Annotated in this window: 18 protein-coding genes; 1 reads left to right on the top strand and 17 read right to left on the bottom strand. The window is 36.2% G+C overall.

Annotated elements, in window-relative coordinates:
• Nucleotides 1-64 precede the first annotated feature (64 nt).
• The 5 genes from BUC45_RS08550 to hutH form a co-directional block, all read right to left on the bottom strand.
• Nucleotides 65-1,270 carry a helix-turn-helix domain-containing protein gene (locus BUC45_RS08550; RefSeq protein ID WP_296971652.1) on the bottom strand — a complete coding sequence of 402 codons (1,206 nt, stop codon included), beginning with the start codon at nt 1,268-1,270 and terminating at the stop codon, nt 65-67.
• Between the two features lie 11 nt (nt 1,271-1,281).
• Entirely contained in the window at nt 1,282-2,922 is a 1,641-nt protein-coding gene (gene hutU / locus BUC45_RS08545) for a urocanate hydratase (RefSeq protein WP_296971650.1), read from the bottom strand.
• A gap of 359 nt (nt 2,923-3,281) precedes the next feature.
• Nucleotides 3,282-4,289: a pyridoxal-phosphate dependent enzyme gene (locus tag BUC45_RS08540; RefSeq protein WP_281797341.1), complete on the bottom strand. Its 1,008-nt coding sequence runs from the start codon at nt 4,287-4,289 to the stop codon at nt 3,282-3,284.
• A 149-nt stretch (nt 4,290-4,438) separates the two neighbouring features.
• Nucleotides 4,439-5,842: a Na+/H+ antiporter NhaC family protein gene (locus BUC45_RS08535; protein ID WP_296971648.1), complete on the bottom strand. Its 1,404-nt coding sequence runs from the start codon at nt 5,840-5,842 to the stop codon at nt 4,439-4,441.
• Nucleotides 5,843-6,115: 273 nt separating this feature from the next.
• Nucleotides 6,116-7,630: a histidine ammonia-lyase gene (gene hutH / locus BUC45_RS08530; protein WP_296971646.1), complete on the bottom strand. Its 1,515-nt coding sequence runs from the start codon at nt 7,628-7,630 to the stop codon at nt 6,116-6,118.
• Nucleotides 7,631-7,911: 281 nt separating this feature from the next.
• Between hutH and cysK the strand changes: the two genes are divergently transcribed.
• On the top strand, nt 7,912-8,850 hold the full coding sequence (gene cysK / locus BUC45_RS08525; protein WP_296971644.1) for a cysteine synthase A: 939 nt from the start codon (nt 7,912-7,914) through the stop codon (nt 8,848-8,850).
• 126 nt (nt 8,851-8,976) lie between these two features.
• Here the strand turns inward: cysK and BUC45_RS08520 are convergent, their stop codons facing one another.
• The 12 genes from BUC45_RS08520 to BUC45_RS08465 form a co-directional block, all read right to left on the bottom strand.
• A complete protein-coding gene (locus BUC45_RS08520) occupies nt 8,977-10,698 on the bottom strand; it encodes a sensor histidine kinase (protein ID WP_296971642.1) in 1,722 nt (573 codons plus the stop codon).
• A 125-nt stretch (nt 10,699-10,823) separates the two neighbouring features.
• Entirely contained in the window at nt 10,824-11,891 is a 1,068-nt protein-coding gene (locus tag BUC45_RS08515) for an ABC transporter ATP-binding protein (RefSeq protein ID WP_296971640.1), read from the bottom strand.
• 14 nt (nt 11,892-11,905) lie between these two features.
• Nucleotides 11,906-13,588 carry an iron ABC transporter permease gene (locus BUC45_RS08510; protein ID WP_296971637.1) on the bottom strand — a complete coding sequence of 561 codons (1,683 nt, stop codon included), beginning with the start codon at nt 13,586-13,588 and terminating at the stop codon, nt 11,906-11,908.
• 69 nt (nt 13,589-13,657) lie between these two features.
• Nucleotides 13,658-14,725 carry an ABC transporter substrate-binding protein gene (locus BUC45_RS08505; protein WP_296971635.1) on the bottom strand — a complete coding sequence of 356 codons (1,068 nt, stop codon included), beginning with the start codon at nt 14,723-14,725 and terminating at the stop codon, nt 13,658-13,660.
• Between the two features lie 197 nt (nt 14,726-14,922).
• A complete protein-coding gene (locus tag BUC45_RS08500; RefSeq protein WP_296971633.1) occupies nt 14,923-15,810 on the bottom strand; it encodes a HAMP domain-containing sensor histidine kinase in 888 nt (295 codons plus the stop codon).
• On the bottom strand, nt 15,791-16,390 hold the full coding sequence (locus BUC45_RS08495; protein WP_296971631.1) for a response regulator transcription factor: 600 nt from the start codon (nt 16,388-16,390) through the stop codon (nt 15,791-15,793). Before BUC45_RS08495 ends, BUC45_RS08500 begins: the two co-directional genes overlap by 20 nt.
• A 179-nt stretch (nt 16,391-16,569) precedes the next feature.
• Nucleotides 16,570-17,982 (bottom strand): hypothetical protein, encoded by a 1,413-nt coding sequence (locus tag BUC45_RS08490; protein WP_296971630.1) that lies wholly within the window; start codon nt 17,980-17,982, stop codon nt 16,570-16,572.
• A gap of 199 nt (nt 17,983-18,181) precedes the next feature.
• Entirely contained in the window at nt 18,182-19,237 is a 1,056-nt protein-coding gene (locus BUC45_RS08485; RefSeq protein WP_296971629.1) for a DUF4179 domain-containing protein, read from the bottom strand.
• Nucleotides 19,224-19,790 carry a sigma-70 family RNA polymerase sigma factor gene (locus BUC45_RS08480; protein ID WP_296971627.1) on the bottom strand — a complete coding sequence of 189 codons (567 nt, stop codon included), beginning with the start codon at nt 19,788-19,790 and terminating at the stop codon, nt 19,224-19,226. Before BUC45_RS08480 ends, BUC45_RS08485 begins: the two co-directional genes overlap by 14 nt.
• Before the next feature lie 202 nt (nt 19,791-19,992).
• Entirely contained in the window at nt 19,993-20,163 is a 171-nt protein-coding gene (locus BUC45_RS08475; protein WP_013777872.1) for a hypothetical protein, read from the bottom strand.
• A 202-nt stretch (nt 20,164-20,365) separates the two neighbouring features.
• Nucleotides 20,366-21,025, bottom strand: coding sequence for a DUF2812 domain-containing protein (locus tag BUC45_RS08470; RefSeq protein ID WP_013777871.1), 660 nt, complete (start codon nt 21,023-21,025; stop codon nt 20,366-20,368).
• Nucleotides 21,012-21,356: a helix-turn-helix transcriptional regulator gene (locus BUC45_RS08465; RefSeq protein WP_013777870.1), complete on the bottom strand. Its 345-nt coding sequence runs from the start codon at nt 21,354-21,356 to the stop codon at nt 21,012-21,014. Before BUC45_RS08465 ends, BUC45_RS08470 begins: the two co-directional genes overlap by 14 nt.
• Between the last annotated feature and the right edge of the window lie 379 nt (nt 21,357-21,735).

The raw sequence follows: 21,735 nt of genomic DNA, 5'->3' as shown, positions 1-21,735 counted from the left end.
TTTTGTTAAATCCTTTATATTAAATATTCTTGAATACTTTGATTCATCCTTCAGATAATATCTTTTACATATGGATTTTTTTGCTTACCTTGAACTTGCTCGGCGGCATACCTTCCATGCTCTTAAAAACTCTACCAAAATAGCTGGGGTCGTCATACCCTACCTGATTACTTATCTCTCCTATGCTCAAATCTGTGGTCAAAAGCAGCTTTTTGGCTTCTTTAATTCTGGTTTTTGTTAAGTATTCTATAAAATTCATACCCGTAAATTTTTTAAGCTCATGGCTAAAATGGTAAGGGCTTATGTGGACATAACCCGACACGTCCTCTAGCGTAATATCCTTATCAAAATTGTCATTAATATACTCAATGGCTTCTTCAAACACCTGAAGGTTCATATGCCTTCTGCCCTGGGATATTTCCTCAATCACTCCGGAGATAACTTCTCTCATCTGATTCCGCAAATCTAAAATAGTATCACTTCTTAGTACTTCTTGCACGAATCGGCCGCTCAATATTCCTAGCTTCTCCTGCTCAGCTCCTGCCTCTAATCCCACCTTGACAATTGTCGTTATAATCTCAATAAGACGTGCTTTCATGATAATAGGATTGACAAATTTGTGTTCAATAATATCTTCTAAAAGTTCATCAAGTATTTGAAATGCACCTTCTTTGTCACAGCTTAGTATTTTCACTGAAAGCTGAGACTCTACCTCAATGGAAAAAAGTTCAAGCCCTTCAGAAAAGGGAACGATGTTTTCAATATGAATAACCTGGCTCTTGCCTATAAAAAATTTATGATGACATGCTAAAAGTGCATCCTTGTAGGAGAGATGCAAGTCCAAAATATCTTTATAGCGGCGGCCAATTCCCACAGTAACAGATACTCCTGTTTTGGTTTCAACATATTCTTGCAGATATTTTCCGATACTTACAGCTTTTTCTACCGGCTCTATTTCGCTGCTTTCCATATAAAAAAGCACCGCATATAAATCTTCTTCCATATTTATTGCCATGGCATCAAATTTTGCAGATGCTTCTTCTATGCATTTTAAGACAGCAAGCCTGAGATTCTGTCTTTGAATCTCACTCTTGTTTCTGGTTTGCGAGTGATAATTGTCAACAGTTACAGCCATCACTGTATTGGGTTGAATATCTATATTTAATTTTTTTTGCAGTTCCCAAATTTCCTTAACACTTGTGATATTGTTATATAGCAGGTCTCTTAAAAAACCGCGCCGGGCATACTCTCTGAAAAAATTATTTTCCATTATTGGGCCTTCTACAAAAATGTTTTTGCAGGAAAAGTAGTAGTTTTTATAATATCTTCAGCCTCTTCATACCCGGCATCAGCGTATCGAATAACTCCAAGTGCAGGATCTGCTTTTAAAACCATACTAAGTCTTTGTTTTGCCTCTTCTGTGCCATCGGCTATTACCGTCATTCCTGAGTGGATAGAATAACCAATACCCACTCCTCCACCATGATATATTCCTACTAATGAAGCACCAGAGCTACAATTTAAAAGCACATTTAGCATTGGCCAATCTGCTATGGCATCACTGCCGTCTTTCATATTCTCTGTTTCTCGATAAGGTGAAGCCACTGCAGCTGCATCCATGTGATCTCTTGTAATTGCAACCGGCGCAGACAGTTCTCCTTGTCTGACCATATCGTTTATTATATTGCCAAAAGTAGCCCTCTCACGATAATTCATCCAACATACCCTGGCGGGTAAGCCGTGAAATGTAAACCTTCGCTGTACAAAATCTATCCATTCTTCGAGTCTCTTGTCCTGTTTAAAAAGTGAAAGGATTATTTCATCTGTTTTATATATGTCCTCCGGATTTCCCGATAGTGCTACCCACCTAAAAGGCCCCCTGCCTTCGCAAAACAGCGGCCTCATATACTCTGCAGCAAATCCCGGAAAGCAAAAAGCATCTTTTATGCCCGCCTTATACCCCTGTCCTCGTAAGTTATTGCCATAGTCAAATACAATGGATCCTCTTTTCTTAAGCTCTATCATCGCCGTTACATGGCGCCTTATGGTATCCTTAACCATTTGCTCATACGTTTGCGGAGCTTTTTTGCGAAGTTGTTTTGCCTGTTCGGTAAAAAGGCCGGAAGGCACATAACTTTTTAAATCATGGGCTGGAGTTTGGTCAGTAACTATATCAGGTGTAATATTATGCTCTACAAAATATTCATACACATCTGCAGCATTACCTAGTATTCCAATGGATATAGGTTCTTCTTTTTTTATGTAATCTTTAGCTATTTCACATGCTTCTTCAACAGATTCAGCTTTAATATCTATGACACTTGAAATCAATCGCCTTTTAATGATGTTCCTATTAACATCTGCGATAATAACAACACCGCCATTTGCAGTAATAGCAATAGGTTGTGCGCTACCCATTTCGCCTAGGCCAGAGGTCAGCACAAGCTTCCCTTTTAGAGTTCCGTTAAAATGCCTTTTTGCCACTTGGGAAAAAGTTTCCCAAGTGCCCTGTAATATACCCTGTGTACCAATATAGGCCCATGAACCGGCAGTCGACTGGCCATAAGCAGTCAGTCCATTATTTTCAAGCTCCTGAAAGTAATCCCAATTGGCCCATTTTGGTACTAAAAGAGCTCCTGCCATCATTACCCTTGGGGCAAAATCATGTGTTCTAAAAACCCCAATAGGCTTACCTGATTGTATTACTAACGTTTCATCATTTTCAATTGTTTTTAGTGCTTCAACTATGGCATTTAAAGCCGCAAGATTCCTTGCAACCTTTCCACTTCCCCCATATGCTACAAGGTCTTGGGGACTCTTTGCAATATCCGGATCAAGGCAGTTCAGGAGAAGGCGTAAAAGCCCCTCCTGCTGCCATCCTTTGCAAGATATTTTACTGCCATTGGGTGATTTGTAAATCATATGCTATCATCCTTTAAAAAGATCACATTTAACTTAACACCACCTGTCAAAAGCAGGTGGTGTTAAGTTAAATTTCCTAAATGCAATTTGAATAATCAACTTTGACATTTTCTCTTAGTTTTCTATACTAATGTACCAATAAACAGGTGGAAAAACTTTAAAATGTTTCTCTGAAAACCAACCTTCTAGTTCTAGTTTTACATTAGATCCATCATTATATACGTAAAACATCTTACTAACATATACTTTTTCTAGAAATGTATATTCTTTTCGAGAAAATGCATAAACCAGTCTAAGCAATTCCGATGATCAAACCACTTAATCTTTATAAAACAGTTTTAAAAGCTTCAGGTCTTAATTTATACCTGAGCAAATAACGAAGGTAGACCACCGGTATGCCAATAACAAGCGCCATCGTCGCTAGGTATTACTTGTTTCTGCAATAAATCCACCATTCCGACTACCACTTTACTAGTATATACTTTTTCTACAAAAATTCCTTCCAATTGAGGGAATTCATATATCATCGAATCCGATTCTTTTGTAGGTTTACCCCAACCTTCTCCCATATAATCATCATATATTGTCATCACTTGGTCTATTGGATAAGTAATCTTTAAATCTAATAGTTCTTCAATTTCTTTAATCAAATTGTTGATGATTTTTACCAGCTCATGCTTTGGATGCTCGACAGATATAACATGAACATGAAAAGGTATATCTAATAGTCCTGCTCCTACAATAAGACCTGCCACTGTACCACCATGCCCTGCTGGCATAAATACATGTTTTATATTTAATTTTAACTTCTTTATTTGCTCATACAGTTCTACAGCTGCTTGAACATATCCTAATGCTCCTAAGGCCGTTGAACCACCCTTAAGTATAATATATGGCTTTTTACCTATCTTTTTAAGTTCAGTAGCAATTTTTTCAACAAATTGTTGTCGTTCATCCTCATCTGTTTCACCTATAAAATAAGATTTTGCATTTAGCAATGAAAGTAAAGTTACATTCCCTTTTAGTTCCTTTGGAGTATTGCTATTATGAACAGTTATGCAACTTAGACCTATTTTCCTCGAGGCAGCAGCCGCAATAGAACACATATTTGACTGAAGTGGTCCACTTACTAAAATTGTATCAGAATTTTTAAGCAATGCATCACCCAACAAATATTCTAGTGTCCTAACTTTATTTCCGCCCATTCCTAACCCCGTTAAATCATCTCTCTTAATCCATATATTATTATGGTTTATCTTTTTTTGAAAGTTCTCTAATCGATGAATAGGTGTAGGAAAAACACCCAAATTTGCTTTGTTAAATTGCTCTAAAGCTTTATAGATTTTATTAATATTGTTATTGCTCAAATTAACCCCTCCCAAAACAGTTATTAACTTAATGCAATATTTGAATTCTTTACTCTAACTTTAAAGGTAGTTATTTAGTTTATCTGTATTGTTACTATTCTAATTAATTCTAAAACCATGTTTGGTCTGATATTATAAAATTATCATAGTTATGTATTACTTATCATCTCTTTTTTGGTTTCTGCCTTAGCAATTTTAAACCCGGTAAATATATAAATCATTGATATGATAATATTTAAATACACTGTTGGAGTATATAATGCCCATTCAGTCAGCGGAACTCCCGTTGTTTTTACTACAAACATGCTAGCAGACGTCCATGGAATAAAGAGAGAACCCATTGTTCCTGTTTCTTCATACATTCTTGATATATTTACTTTCGATAACCCGTATTCTTCAAATAAAGGTTGCAGTATGGGAGCTGTTATTGAAAACGTAGTAAAGTCACTAACAAGCGTGGCTACTAAAACTGTATGAAAAATATAACTAAAAACCAGAAGCGATTTTGGACCTTTTACAATTTTTCTTATTAATCCAGCTAACATGTCTACCGCACCTGACGCTTGGAATGAACCTCCAAACAAGGATGCTGCCATCATTAACACTACAATTTCCATCGTACTTACTATACCGCCTCTTAATAGCATCTTATCGACAACTTCTACTCCTGTTGATCTTGAAAATCCTTCCAGTAGTGTTACTAATATTTCTTTTATAGGCGCCCCTTGAAATATTATAGCTGATATTATTCCCATAATTATCCCAGTTGCAAAAACAAGTAATGCAGGATATTTTTTATATATTAGATACAGTACTATAACTGGAATTAGTAACAAAATTATATTCATATTAAAGTTGTTTTCTAAAGTGAGAAGAATTGTATTTAAAGTCTCAGATTCTACTGTGCCTCCACTAAACTGACGTCCAAGTATGAAAAAAAATATTAAAGAAATAATTAAGCTTGGTATTGCTGTGATCAACATATATTTAACATGATCTAGTACCTCTACTCCTGCCATGCCAGCTGCCAATATTGTTGAATCAGAAATAGGTGAAATATGATCACCAAAATATGATCCTACTATTACTGCCCCCGCTGCATATGGTGCAGGTATACCTAAACCAGTTGCTACTCCCATAAGCGCAGTTCCTACAGTACTTAGAGAACCCCATGAAGTTCCCGTCATTACAGACATTATAGCACACAGTATCGTTGCAGTAACTAAGAATGCTGAAGGCGCAATAAGTTTTAAACCATAATAAATCATAGTTGGTATTGTTCCATTTATTATCCATGATCCCACAATCATTCCAACAAATAAAAGTAAAATCATAGCACCGTATAAATTTTTTGCTATAGTCATAACATCTTTCATAATGTCATCCCAGTCTACACCCCAAAAGATTAATAGAAACATATTTGCAAAGGCAGCACACATTAATACAATTGGCGTAGGTGCTTTGATAATACCCACACCAAAAAAAATTATTATTGCTCCAAGTAGTATTACTATGCTTGTTTTAACGTTATCCATTTTTTTTGCATTTTGCATAAATCTTCCCTCCATATAAATAAAGTAGACCTAAATTACAAATACATTTGAGCATATTTAGATAACTGATCCTTTTTCATAGTTAAAGTTTTAGAATAAATCTATAGACATTTCTCAAATTATTAAAGAAATCAACTTTGGTATGCTCATCACCTCCTACAATAGTTATTAAGTATTCTTAAAACTTCATACTTTCTTATTTCATATCTTGAGCACGCCCTTTCTCAGATTTATTATGACAGCCTTTCTGTATGTTCTATATGTCCGGTAAACTCAGTGTTTAGTTAGTTTATTATCCTGTATGCTTTCAGCTATAACTTTCATATCATTACTTAAAACTCTATCTTTATCTATTGGCATTATTTTTTCCCTTATCGCACTATATGTAACTTTTGTCCCTTTCCCCAACTCCTTTCCTTTACTTTCTTGTAGTCGCAAATCAATTGCCTGTGCAGCACATAAGAGCTCAATAGCCAAAACATTTCTGGTGTTTTCAACTATTTTCCTTGCCTTCCGTGCAGCAATCATACCCATACTTACATGATCTTCCTGATTAGCTGAAGATGGTATGGAATCTACACTGGCTGGAGTTGCTAGTGTCTTATTTTCTGATACCAATGATGCTGCAGTATATTGAGCTATCATAAGACCTGAATTCAAACCACCATTATCAATTAGGAATGCAGGTAAGCCTTCATTTAAACTTGGGTTTACAAGACGCTCAATACGCCGTTCGGAGATATTTGCGAGCTCTGAAACTGCTATTCCCATATAATCCATGTTTATAGCTATGGGTTCTCCGTGGAAATTGCCGCCGGAAATGACAGTATCGCTCTCAGGGAAAATTAAGGGATTGTCTGTTGCTGAATTCATCTCAATTTCAACTATTTCTTTAATATGTTCTAATGCATCTCTTACGGCTCCATGCACCTGAGGGATACACCGCAATGCGTACGCATCTTGGACTTTAGGATTGCCCTGACGGGTTACAAATTGGCTTCCTTCTAAGAGCTTTCTCATGTTTCTTGCACATTCTATCTGTCCCTTGTGAGGCCTTACTAGATTAACATTTTCATCAAATGCATCTATTACACCATTTAAGGCTTCAAAAGTCAGCGCTGCAGATATATCCGCAACTTTTGACAGATTTATTGCTTCCGAAAGAGCAAGACTTCCAACAGCCGTCATGGCCTGTGTACCATTTATGAGGGCAAGCCCTTCCTTTGCTTCAAGTGTTACTGGCATTACTCCTGCCAATTGCATAGCTTCTTTGCCTGACATAACTTTTCCTTTATATGTAGCTTCTCCCTCGCCTATCATAACAAGAACCATATGTGCAAGAGGAACCAAGTCCCCACTGGCTCCCAAGGAACCCTGTGATGGGACCCTGGGGATTACTCCTTTATTTAACATATCAATTAGAGTTTGAAGTGTAGAATATCTTATTCCCGAATATCCCTTAGCAAGTGCATTTGCCCTAAGCAGCATCATAGCTCTTACAGCATCTTCTGGAAGGTATTCGCCGACCCCTGCCGAATGGCTTCTAATTAAATTTACCTGTAAATCTCGGGTATCTTGAGATGAAATATTTACATTGCAAAACTTTCCAAAGCCAGTAGTTACACCGTATACGACATCATTATTTTGAATAATTTTTTCAACGTATTTTCTGGATGTTTCAACTTTTTCTTTTGATTTCAAAGACAATTCGACTCGTTCTTTTTCCCATACTACTTTTGTAAGGTCTTCCAGAGTTAAACTCTCTCCATCGATTACCAATGTTGTCACCTCAATTTTGATTATGCTCTTAGCATGTTTAATTTGATATTTTTTACCCAAACAATGATTAACTATATTTTTTCTTTCTTATTCGCTAATTATATTAATATATTCTACATTTCTGCAATTTTCCCTTCGCAAAAATCTATAAATTACCGGACTTTTTTGTTTGTTCCTAATTTTCTGTATTAACGTATTAACACTTTAAAACAATAAAGAATATGTTAGTAATTGACAAAAATCCCTCTAGGGATATAATTGATATAACTTAAATAGAGAGGTTTTGCAAAATGAACAATAAAAGCAATAAAATCAACAACTCTATTCTAGAACTTATCGGAATGACTCCTATGTTAAAATTAAACAGGCTCTCACCTAAAACAGGGGCAACTATAGCGGCAAAGGTTGAATCGTTTAATCCGGGCGGCAGTATAAAAGATCGCATTGCCTTACATATGGTAAATGATGCCGAAGAAAGGGGGCTACTCAAACCCGGTTCGGCGGTTGTAGAGCCTACCAGCGGAAATACCGGAATAGGCCTTGCAATGGTATGTGCTGTTAAAGGATATCGGCTTATTTTAGTCATGCCGGCATCCATGAGCGTTGAGCGGAGAAAACTTTTAAAGGCTTATGGGGCAGAGTTTGTATTGACGCCACCTGAAGAAGGCATGGATGGCGCAATAAAAAAGGCTGAAGAGCTCGCAAAAACTTGCGGCTATTTTATGCCAATGCAGTTTGATAATCCTATCAATCCTTTTGCACATGAAACTACTACAGCAATCGAAATATTAAAACAAACCGACGGTAGGTTAGACGCATTTGTAGCAACAGTAGGTACCGGCGGCACCTTTACAGGAATTTCAAAGAAACTAAAAGCCGAAGTGCCTCATATAAAGACAGTCGCCGTGGAGCCAGCATCTTCTGCTGTTTTATCCGGGGCAGCACCTGGGCCCCATAAGATTCAAGGTATTGGCGCCGGCTTTGTTCCAAAGGTTTTAGACACAGATTTAATTGATGAAATTATCGCAGTTACGGATGAAGATGCCTATGAAATGACACGCAAGCTTTCTACTGAAGAAGGAATCCTTGCCGGTATCTCATCGGGTGCTGCAGTCTGGGCAGCTCAGAAAATCGCCAAAGACTTGGGCCCGGGTAAATTAGTAGTAACTATACTTCCTGATACCGGAGAGCGGTATTTAAGTACAGAAGGCCTTTTCCCTGAAGCTTAAAAAATACTAAATTAAAATACCTCCCAGTTTCGTTTTGCCGGGAGGTATTTTAAGTAACAGCCTATATTCCTTTAGATTTCCATTATATTTAATTTGGCGAAGAGCAGATTGGATGTTTTCGCACTATCAATCTGTATTTGGTATAGTCAGCCTGACACAAGTTATTCCGGATTTTTCAGGCAGTGATAAGCCATATTCCTTTCCATAATGGATTTTTACTAATTTATCAACATTTTTCATACCTAAACCAAAACCTGATTTTGAGCTCATTCCAAAGCCAACTCCATCATCTTCAATATCAAAGACAATTAAATCATCGCTAATATATCCCCTAATGTTTATAAACCCTTTGCCAATTTTAGGTTCCAAACCGTGGATTATAGCGTTTTCTACCAACGGCTGTATTAAAAATTTCAGTATTTTTTTATCATATAATCTCTCATCAATATCAAAGTTTATCGTGATTTTTTCTCCAAATCGGATCTGCTGTATGGTTAGATAGTTTTTTACCTGCTCTATATCTTCTCTAATCGTAACTATATCACTGTTTTTGTTTAAACTGTAGCGTAAAAACTTGCCTAATGCTATAACCATGTCGGTTATACCTTCATAGTCTTTCAGCTTTGCCATACAATTTATTGATTCTAAGGTATTATAAATAAAATGAGGATTTGCTTGAGATTTTAACTCTTTAAACTCTGCTTCTTTAAGAAGGTATTGCTTTATGTAAACCTTATTTATGAGATCTTTGGTATTCTTTATCATCTTATTGAAACTTTCTCCTAAAAGACCAATTTCATCATCCCTTTTTAAATCAAATCTTACATCCATATCACCATTCTCAACCTTTTTCATCAAATCAGATAAATAGTTAATGGGGTGGGAAAGGTTTTTTGATAAAAAGAACGAAGCTCCGATAGAAATTAAGGAAAAAATCAAAGCAATTATTATAAAAAATTTAATTATAATTCTTTTGTCACGATATAACACCTTTGATGGAATAATCTCGACTATTTTAAACCCTGTATCGGCAAGAGTAGTGAAAAACGCTATATAGTCGTTATTGCCGATATTGCATAAAAACTCGCCTTCCTGGTTATTCATTACAATATCATAATATTCATCGTAGAACTTAAAACCTGTCATGTTTTTATTTCGCTTATCCGTAATAATAACTCCGTTTTTGTCCAAGACATATACATTATTGCCTTCAAAAACCTTTACATTATCTAATACTTTATCAAAGTATTCATCATATATATCCAAGATTACATACCCTAAGACTTCGTCGGAAGCATCATCACGAATCTTACGGCCTAGAGTCAGGACTATATCTTTGCTTTTGATAGCGTCAAAACGCCTTTGCGTATATATAACTTCATGTTTAGTCGCCGCATCAATTTGATTGAATATCTCACCTTTTAAGGTGGCATATATCGGCGGAAGATGGTCTGTGGTACTGAACCGATTATATTTTTTTACGCCTACGATATATACCGGAACCTCGTTTTTGTGAGCGGCGGTTAAAAGATTCGTAAGTTTGTATACTTTTTGAACATCGGCAAACTTGCTCTCAAACCCGTCCGACCATTCTTTGTTTAATAGGGTTTTCACATCATCACTGTGGGATATAAATCTAGCCATATTTAAAAAAGTCTCCAGAGATGAGTCTAATAAATTACCCACAATTTTTATATTTTCATAGATTGATGAATTAATCTTTTCTTTTATCATTTCATTAGTATTCATGTATGCTGCTGCAGTCATAAACAAGAGAGGTTGTATACCGATGATTAGGAAAAATACAAATAATTTCCCTCCAAAAGAGGTTTTTATCTTTGAAATCATAGCCTCCCTCCCTCTTTATAAATTCGTTGCTTGGATTCTTATTCCTGCTATTATAGTGTAAAATATTTAAAGGGATTGGAAAGCTTATCTCCAACCCCTCTTATTATTCTATAAGTCAGTAAGCACTAGATTATATGAATATTTTCCGGTAAAAGCTCAATCCCGACATCTTCACCTTCGGAAAATACGGTTTTAACTTTTGGGTTTACATCATGTATTTGCACAGTATGACTCCCGCATTCAACAGTATATTCCTGATATGAACCCATAAAAGTGGAGGATTTAACTATACCTTTAAATTGACCTGTTTTAGAAATCTTTACGGTTTCAGGCCTTATAATAAGCTTACATTTTTCACCCGGTTTTTTATCGCCTGAATATGCTACTTCAATTTCTTTGCCTTGAAGCAGTATTATAGCTTTATCTGATTTTTTAGAGATAATTTTAGCTTCTAGAAAGTTAGCTATCCCTATAAAATCCGCCACAAATTCCGTCTTAGGTGAATAATATATTTCCAAGGGGGTTCCTATCTGCTCGATTATTCCTTCATTCATAATTATTATTTTATCTGAAAGGCTCATTGCCTCCGACTGATCATGTGTAACGTATATTGCAGTTATACCGAACTGTCGTTGAATCCTTCGAATTTCACTTCTCATATAAACCCGAAGCTTAGCATCCAAATTAGAAAGCGGTTCATCAAAAAGCAAAACCCCCGGTTCCATTATTAAAGCTCGTGCTAAAGCTATGCGCTGTTGCTGACCTCCGGACAGTTGGTTTGGAAATCGTTTTTCCATCCCCTGCAAGCCTATGGTTTCCAAGATTTTTGAAACCTTGTTTCTTATTTCTTGTGCGGGAAGTTTTTTTATTTTTAAGCCATAAGCGATATTGTCAAATACATTGTAGTGAGGAAAAAGGGCATAGCTTTGAAATACCATAGCCGTATCTCTTTTATCCGGAGGTAAGTCGTTTATCTTTTTGTCACCCAAATATATATTTCCCGATGAGGGAATCTCAAAACCGGCTATCATCCTAAGGGTTGTGGTCTTTCCGCAACCGGAAGGGCCTAAAAGGGTGACGAACTCTCCGGGCTTTATATTCACCGATATATTATCTACGGCCTTTATCTGGTTACCTTTCGGATCTATGTATATTTTAGTTAATTCTTGTATATATACACCTTTGCTGTCCATATTAACCTCCGTTTTTATATAATTTCCTGTTGGCCAACTTGCATTTTTGTAAGTGCGAAATTCATTATATAAACTGCAGCATAAACTATAAAAATCAATATGGTAGAATAAGCACATGCCACTCCAAACCTTCCAGCATCAGCTTGAGCCATAATCTGAGTAGTAAGCAAATTATGCCTGGCCGATATGAGGAAAATGACCGCACTTACCGCTGTCATACTGCGCACAAAGGAATAAACAAGGCCGCTGAAAAATGCCGGTCGAATAAGCGGCAAGGTAATTGAAGTAAAAACTTGAAAGGTGTTTGCACCTAAGTCTTGAGCCGCTTCTTCAATCGAAGGATCTATCTGCGCCAGTGCCGCAACGCCGGACCTTACTCCCACAGGCAGGCTTCTCATAATAAAGGCAATAATTATAATCGCAGCGGTTCCGGTCAAAAGCAGTGGCTTGGTATTATAAGCCAATATATACCCTATTCCTAGAACCGTACCGGGTACAGCCATAGCCAATAGCGAAGCAAATTCTACAAAACTTCGGCCGATAAATTTCTTTCGCTGAATTAAAAAGGCTATAATCATGGATAGTATCCCTGTTATAGGCGTAGCTACAGCTGATAAGAAAATCGTATCGGTAAAAGGCTTGAGTCCAATGTTAAACACATATTTAAAGTGATTTAATGTTAGCGAAAAATTTACGCCCCATGTCTTAAAAAGGCCTCCAATTGGCACTAATATATAAAAAGATATTACAAAAATTGTTACACCAAGACATATAAATTTAATCGGTAAAACTATCCTATGATCGGTTATAAGTTCTCGCTTTCTTGAGGATTTTCCTGTAACAGTTATATACGATCTTTTTTCTACCAGATATTTTTCCACTACAAAGAGCAGTATGGAAAGTGATAAAAGTATTACAGCAATAGTTGAACCTCCCTGCATATCATAGTTGCCTATGGCCTGTAAATATATTTGGGTAGCTAAAGTTGAATAGTTACCGCCGATTAACATTGGATTTGCAAAATCCGCTACAGCCTCTATAAATACAAGTAAAAATGCATTTGCAATTCCCGGTGTCATAAGGGGCAAGGTCACTTTCAAAAATGTTTTAGAGGTAGATGCTCCCATATTTCGTGAGGCCTCTTCCAATGCCGGGTCCATATTTAAAAGTAAGCCTTTGAGCACCAAATAAGCTACCGGAAAGAAAGTCATTACCTGCACCATGACTAAACCTTTAAATCCGTAAATATTTGCATTTTGTATGCCTAACAATCTTTTTGTGATAATTCCCTGCTGCCCAAAAAGCAATATGGCTGAAAGCCCTAGCACAAAAGGCGGTGAAACAATCGGAAGTATAGAAACTATGTCAAATAGCTTGGCAAGACCGGTATCGAGATACACATTAGCATAGGCAAAGATAAATCCTATTGCCGTAGAAAGCACTCCTACTACAACTCCTAAAATCAGGGTGTTTTTTAATGTGTTTTGAAAATCACGATTGCTAAAAATCCTGATGTATGACGAGGTAGTAAATCTGCCGTTTTCTACAAAGCTTTCATTTAATACGGAATATAAGGGATAGATTATAAAAGTTAATAAAATAATAATGACAAAAATAATAGTAGTAAGCAAAATTGGATCTCGTAAAATTTTTTTCATATCTTTAAAATCGCTGAGTAATTTGGTTCTTACAACCATACTTTTGCACCCTTTCTGCCTTTTTAAGAAATGCATGATTGAGTAACTCAATCATGCATTTCTTAGTTTCTACTTATTTGTTACCTCATGCCATTTTTCAACTAATCTTGCACGATTCTTTCCGGCAAATTCCATATCGTAATCTATGAGTTTTGTATCTTTTAGCTGCTCTGCTTGCTTGGGCGGATTGGCATCAGGGTTTGTTAAAAATTGATATGAGCCGTACTGCTGACCCAATTCCTGTGCTTCCTTAGTCAAGGCCCAATCGACAAAAATCTTTGCCGCTTCTAGGTCAGGAGCATTTTTTATAATACCTACAGCTCCTATCTCATACCCTGTCCCTTCTTCCGGTGCTGATAAAACTATGTCCGTATATCCTTCTTCGTAGTATTTTATACCATCATGCATGAAACAAATTCCTACCATGGCTTCACCCATTCCAGCCATTTGCGCCGGGGCTGAACCGGTTTTAGGATATTGTCTTATCTGTTCATCTAATTTCTTTAAATAATCCATAGCTCTATCTTCATCCCATAACTGCACCAACGTAGCTATCAAAGTATAAGCAGTCCCTGAAGATGCAGGGTTTGCCACAACTATCTGGCCTTTAAGTGCAGGGTTTAATAGATCCTCCCAGGTTTTGGGAATTTCTATATTCTTCTCTTTTAGTAGTTTTCCATTGCATACAAAGCCTAAATAGCCCTTGTAGATACCGGTCCAATAGCCTTCAGGATCTTTAAATTGTTCGGGTATTTTAGCTGCATTTGGCGATACATATGCTTCCAACAACCCTTTCTCTTTTGCTGCAATAAATGTATCAGCCGGTCCCCCATACCAAACAGAGGCTTTTGTGTTTTCTTTCTCTGCCTCAATTCGGGTAAGTATCTCGCCACCGCTCATGCGGACTACACTGGTCTTAACCCCTGTTTCCTTTTCAAATTCTTTGGCAGCTGCTTGAGCATGATCTTCCATTAGGCCTGCATAGATAGTAAGACTCAAATCTTTTTTAGGTTCTTCGGCTTTTTCTGCTGGTTCAGGTGCGGGTTCAGATTTGGGTTCACTGCTTGAACAACCAGCAAAAATTGTCATGCACAAGATTGCAACTAAAACCAATGACAGGAATTTAAATTTTCTCACTTTTATCCCCCTTATAAATATTTTGTTTTATTGACCTATTACTATTATAATAGCCTATCACTGGGATTTGTTATATTAACACAAAATATTGTACAAATAAGTAAAAAAATTACACAAAAACTCAGGCCATAAAGTTTGGTCTGAGTTTTGTAGGTCTGTATCTAAAGTTTAATTGGTTTGATACTGGTTTATCTTTTCTATACCGCCTTAGGTACCGATATATAAAATGAAACACCATTTTCTTCATTTTCAACTCGGATTTTGCCGCCATGCAGGGAAACTATGCGGTTTACAATAGCAAGGCCAAGACCTGATTTGCCTTTATATCCTTTGTTGTATTTTTGAAAGAGGGTTTCCATGATTTCAGGCTCTATGTTAGGTCCATCGTTATATATGTGAAGAATAGCAGAAGTTTCGTCCTCAGACGTTAAAGCAATATCAATCTTACTGTTGGCATAGCGTATCTGGTTATCCAGCAAATTTTCAAGGACTACCCTCCATTGTTCAATATCCCCATTTATCTTTATCGGTGAGAGTTTAAGCGACCAATCCAATTCCTTCCGATGCCAGCGCAGTCTTTCTACAACATGCTTTATCAGTTTATCCATTTCAAAAATTTCTCGAGTCGGCTTATGTGTAGCCAGATAATCAAGTTTGGTCAAGTAGAGTAGGTTGTGAATGAGTTTTTGCAGTCTATCCGCTTCTTCCTCTATTACTTGTAATGTTCGGGTTAAATCACCTTTGGGAAATATGCCGTCTTTAATGGCCTGAATATAGCTTTGGATTACCATGACCGGGGTTTTGAGTTCATGGGAAATGTTCTGCAAGAAAGATTGCTGGGCTTCATCCTGAAGTACTAATTGCTGTCTGAGCTGTTCAACCGACTTCCCCAGCCTGCCTATTTCGTCATTTCGCTCTAATTTAATAGGCTCTTGCCAGTCCCTGTCGGCCAATTTCTCTACTCGTTTTTCCAGGGTTACCAGCGGCCTTGTTAGGTATCTGGCTAGGCCTAGCGATGGAAGCCAACTGAGTATGAAAGCCAAACCCATTATTGCAGAAAGCCTTTTAAAAAGAGTCTTTACCAAAATAATCGACAACGCGATCAGAGCCGAAATAGTCGGTCCCCCATATATTGGTGAGTATTTGCTCCCTGGATATTGCAAGCCCTTGATTTTTAACGAAGTAAAGCAACAGGTCAAACTCTTTTGAAGTAAGGTCTATTACTTCTTCGTTCAGTTTCACCATTCTACTTGCTTCATTAATTATATATGGGGAAATTGTATGTGTTTGAGCACTTGGACTATATATTCGCTCCAAAAGATTACGGCTTCGAATGACCAGTTCCCGGGGGAGAAATGGCTTGGCCAAATAATCGTCACTGCCTAGCTCTAAGCCAACTACTCTGTCTATATCAGCATCTCTTGCAGAAATAAAGATAATTGGCACTTGTGGTGAAACTGCTTTAATTTCCTGCAGCAGATGGTAGCCATCTATATCCGGAAGCATTATATCAAGTATCCACAAGTCAGGAGGATTTTCAATGGCCTGCTTAGCTTCATTGCCAGTTAAAAAAGATACTACTTGCCATCCTTCTTTTTGCAAATAAGAAGTTAATACCAAATTTAAGTTTTTATCATCTTCTACCAAATATATACAATAGGACATTGTTTTTTCACCACCTCATGTAAATTATAGCAAAAAGGACGTGTTATTTCATCATCACGTCCTTTCTACGTTTATTATAATTCGTAAGGCACTTTAATAAGTGTCTGATAAAAATATGGAATCATTATCGAAGGTTTATGTGAAATTATAAAAAGAGTTATCGAGTCTGTAATGCATCATCAGATATACCTATTCTTTTTACTTCTAAGAATAAGCTTAACAATGATTATTCCGATAATCATAAATACTATTGCATATATCAAAAGAAAGGTAAAATGCCATAAATTTCTCCCTAGTTTGCCTTGAATCTTATCGAGCAGCGTGATTTTCTCATGAGCGTAGAGTGTAAATGACAAGTCAGTTTCAGGGAGCTCAGACAAGGTTGCCGTGTATGTGTTATTTTCTCCCTTAGTAAACCTGGTGCTGCTCTTTACAATATGTGGGGCTTTTCGTGGTGTTATAATCGTAATATTTAGGTTTTTAAAATCTTCCCAGTTTTTGGCTGGATTCAAAATATAGTCAAAGGAATATAATGGTTCGGAGGTTTCTCTCTTATCCATAGTTCCGGATGCATTATAACTTACGCTTACCTCTTTTTCACTGTTGTCGGGAAACTTTACGGTGTAAACAAGGGTTAATATTCGTTGGCAATTTCCATATCCATAAAGGTCATGCTCAGAGCTATAGCCCATATTTTCAGTAAAGTAATTATCAAGGACTTTTGCGTACAGGTTATACAATTGGATATCGGAAAACATACCATTATTTTTTCTGTAATCATTATTCCTTATATACTCCATTAGATATGGTTTAAGCTCCACTTCTTTTGTCAAAATCTGATGCGTAAATAAATCGGTTTTTTTGCTAAGTTCTCCGTCAGTATAAGCATTTATATTTAAATTAATGTCTTCGCCTAAAACATAAATTTGTAAAATCTCCGGTTTATAACACCAAGTGTCGATTCTTACATTATTTCCATTTCGTTCATATCCGTTAAATCCATATGTAAGTACTTTAGTTTTTTTAGAGTCGAAATTAAAATCTACGGCAAAGTTTATTCTTTGTTCATTTATTGGTTTCACATAAATAGTATACAGCTTGCCCTTTTCATTTTCAGCAAAGTTTTCCGCCTTATAAGGTTCATATGTAATGGTATTTACGATATCTTTAAACTCAAAACTAGGTTCCTTATCCTGTGCCGAAGCCCCGTAGCTATCAACTATATCCCCAATAAAAATATCATACGGCACAGAACTGCCGTCAGCTACAATAGTTATATCATTTGGAGAAAGTTCATTAAGCCTTCCTACAAAAGGAAAAGCCATCTGTACCGACTGCGGTTTATCCGCGGAGTTAGCCATCTCATAAGTGGCAGTAACTTTGCCCACTATCGTATAATCTGAACCATTATCATCAGAAAAATCGAATATAAGATTTTCGTTTTTCACCGTGATCGGAGAATTTTCCTCAATTAACATTATATCCGAAGACGGATATCCCTTCCAAAACACCGGTCCGGAATTGGCCAAAACCGCAAAGGCAGCAGAGCATAAAACAGTTATCAATATAGTAGCTGCTATGAACTTTTTCATAAAATCACCTCTTTACTCTTTAGACGTTACTATATAGAAAATAGTTCCATATAAAATTAGCAGTGAAGGTCAATAGGCTTTAAAAATTTTTACAGTTATGTAAAAAGTGCTGATTGTACGCATAAAAAGCAAAAGACTGCCCAGAAAAAGGGCAGTTAATTAGATTTCATCATAGCCTAATATAGCTTATTTGCTATCACTATTTCATTAAAAACATTGTAAACTCTTCACCCACCTGTTTATAATCATTGCTCATTTTCCCACTTTGTTCAGGATATTTTGCAGCATAAGGAGTCAGGGTAATAGATGTGATTTCATCAGATAAATCCCCGTGGATGTTTTCGTATTTAAATACTATATCTTCACCGGATACACTGGTCAGGAAAAATGTAACTTCATTTCCCAGATTGTCATGGCCCCTTAATTCAATAGCATATGCATCTTTTGATTTGCCTTTTACTTTTCCAAAAAATTTTTGATTTACAGGGTTGTATCTAAATTCCTCCAAGCTATATTTTTGACCACCTACAGTGAAGGAGTAATTCATTGGCAATGCATGGGAATTTGCCATTAATTCGCTGCCATTTGCCGTAAATTCAAACTCCCATTTTCCTTTTATCCCCTTTTCAGATTCGCCGATACGATAATTTAAATTATGGAGTATAATTTTTACGTCTATGTTTTCTTCTAAATCAATTCCTTTAGTGTCAACAGCATAAATGTGGGAAAATGCAGTTTCGGAATTTCCGATCCTCCTAGAACTACCGGTGGCACCGTAATTTGTTAGTCTTTTGCCGTTGATAAAAATATCATAATCAAAATTAACCCAATCTACAGGTGTATTTGCATTTGCAATTGTAGAAAAAATTAATTCATCTTTGTCTATGATAACATCGGTTAATTTTATTTCTACTCCATTATGTTCCACTATTTGATTAATTACATTTGCATAAGGCTCGATGTTTCTTTTAATGCCCAGCGCTTCCCCAATAGAATAATAAATCTCTGAAACTTTCGACTCTGCAGCTGCATAAACGTTTCTCCCAAAATTTGTCTGGCTTAAAAGCCCAACAGCTAAAACTGCAACAGCAGCCATCATTCCAAATTTTTTAAAGTTGAATCTTTGCTTCCTGTTCTTTTTAAAACATTTTTTTAAACTTTGTTTTTCAACATCGTTTAAAACCTCTCTATCATAATCCTCAAGATTAATCTTGGTGTAATTCAAGAGTTCATATGCGTTTTTATAATCCCTCATTGCCGGAACCTCCTTTTATACTGAACGCTTCACGGATTCTCTTTTTGCCTCTTGAAAGTCTGTTGTATATCACGGGTTTAGTAAGTCCTGTATCAAACGATACCTCATCCATATTTTTATCTTCGAAGTATAGCTTTATAAAAATTCCCCTATCTTCTTCTGATAAACTCTTGAGCATTTTTTCGGTTTCCAAGCTGATTTCCTTTGATAAGATCTCTTTGAGTGTATTATCTTCAGCAGGGATAGTTACATTTTCCATATTTTCATTTTCCAAGTCTCTTAAATATTTCCTTACATAGTTAAGTGATTTGTATTTTGCAATTCCCCCTACCCAGTTTTTAAAACTGGACTTTTTAGGGTCATAATAGCGTATATTTTCCCAAATCCCTAGTAGACAATCATTCATACACTCCTCATAATAATTTGGAAGGTGATAAAGATGTTTTTTTATGACTGTCTTGAGAATCCACGCATAATTGTCAATAACATACTCGAGAGCTTTCTCATTCCCCTTTTTGAGCTGTTCAATAAAATTTTCTTCGGTTATTTTCAATGGGCACCACCTTCTATAGGCTAATTTTCTACATGTAGATTATTTACCCTTCTACTTAATATTTCACATTGGGAAGAGAAAATCTATCAAGAATTAAAAATTTCATTTAAAAATGTATGCAACCTCAGATTTTAATAAGAATAAAGCTATCGGCATACCGCCAATAGCTTTATTCTTACTACAACCCTAACCAACGCAAGGCTTAAAAAACGAAGTTATCCATATCTTTAAAGTCTTTAGCGAGCTCATCTTTATCCATTTCAACAAATGCCGATTTTTTGTCCTTTATAAAGTAATGGGCGTTAAATGTGCGACTTGCAAACTCCATAAATCCGATTTTTGACATTTCACGTATTTCATCAAATGAAAGCATGGAAAGAGTGCCCTTTTCTTGCGGTGCAGTTCTTGCAGCGCTTCCGATAATAAATGCAGCTCCATGCAGGCCAAATGTTTATACTGATCTGCGTATATGCTTTTTTCAAAGCTTGTATTCAGGCATTTTTTATATTATTTTTTAAAATTGTCGTTTGTAAAATTATAATAATCGGATAAAATCTTCTGCAGCAAGACCTGCGTCATACCTCATGAACTTTCATTTTTTCTCTTAACCCACGAATAGCCAAGCTAAGCTGTAAAACCCGTATTCCCGACTTAACACTCGGTAAACCTAGTATTACGCCGAAAGCTAAAATCCCTTTAAAATCATCATTATGGTAATTCCACAATGTAGATGAGAAAAAAGGCTTTCTTGTATAATAAATATATAATCCCATTAAGAGAGTAAAAACTATAAAATAGATATACGGTTTTCTTCTTTCTTTCAAAGCCTCGATTTTATCCGTGATATTGCTATAAATAGCAAAAGGTTTCCCATCATTCTTCTTTTCAAGAATTAACAGTTCTCGATTTATCATGCCTCGTGATGTTGCGATTTTCCCACCTTTGTCGGCAAAGGGCCGATATTTTACCTTACCTATGGAAAAGTGTCCCAGATTGATTGGCTTTTCATAATATGTAATATTCATTTCACTTATAAATTCTTCGTATTTGATTCTTTCTTGGTTAGATTTATTTCCGATATAATCTACAGCATACTGATATTCTCCGGGATTGCTTGGTTCAAATTCATAGAAAAGTCTTCCAACTTTAGACAGTTTCCAGCCGTTCTTAGCCTGCTCATTTAACCAGTGTGCTTGGCCCTCAACGGGATTCATAAACAGCTTAAACTTTCTCATCAATTTCAGCTCCTTCATTCCTTAAAATTTCCTCGCCGATTTTATACACTTCCTTTAATCTTTTCATTTCCGCTTCAACTTGTAACTTCCCTAAATCAGTAATAAGATAATCTTTTTTTCTTTCGTTTTTTTCTGCAGGTAAAGCTTTAATCCATCCTTTCTTGGATAGATTGTTGATGGCTCCATATAAAGTCCCCGGTCCAAAAACAACCCTGCCATTTGTCTTCTCCATCACAAATTGCATCACCCCATAACCATGGTTTGGCTGATACATCGCCAGAAGAATAAGAAATGCAGTTTCTGTTAATGGAGATTCCTGCACTTTTCCCAAAATAGAAACACCTCCATATTACGTAAAACGTAGTATATGTTTATAATATCGTGTTGCGTAATACGTGTCAAGTAGTAAATTAATCCTATGCAGTTTTCAGATTTCCCGTTACATAATTACCATGGGATACAAAATTCCCTATAAGTTTTAATTCATTAAGATTATATATTGTTATATCAAAAAAGATATATTCTGCATATTTTCGACTGGATAAAGCGGTGATTTTGAAATAAGAAAAAGCCATAAACGAACAAGTAGTTCATTTACAGCTCTAACAGAGCATCTGATGCTCTAGATTCCCCTTACCCACCCTCGCTTTAAATTATAAATTAGTACATGGTAGTAACAATAACAATCTATTTGTACTGGTGTAACATTT

Origin of the sequence: Tepidanaerobacter sp. EBM-38, assembly GCA_001896545.1 — a bacterium.
Classification (GTDB): Bacteria; Bacillota; Thermosediminibacteria; order Thermosediminibacterales; family Tepidanaerobacteraceae; genus Tepidanaerobacter.
The sequence above is the reverse complement of the archived record's forward strand: the minus strand, read 5'-3'. Positions and strand labels throughout refer to the sequence as shown.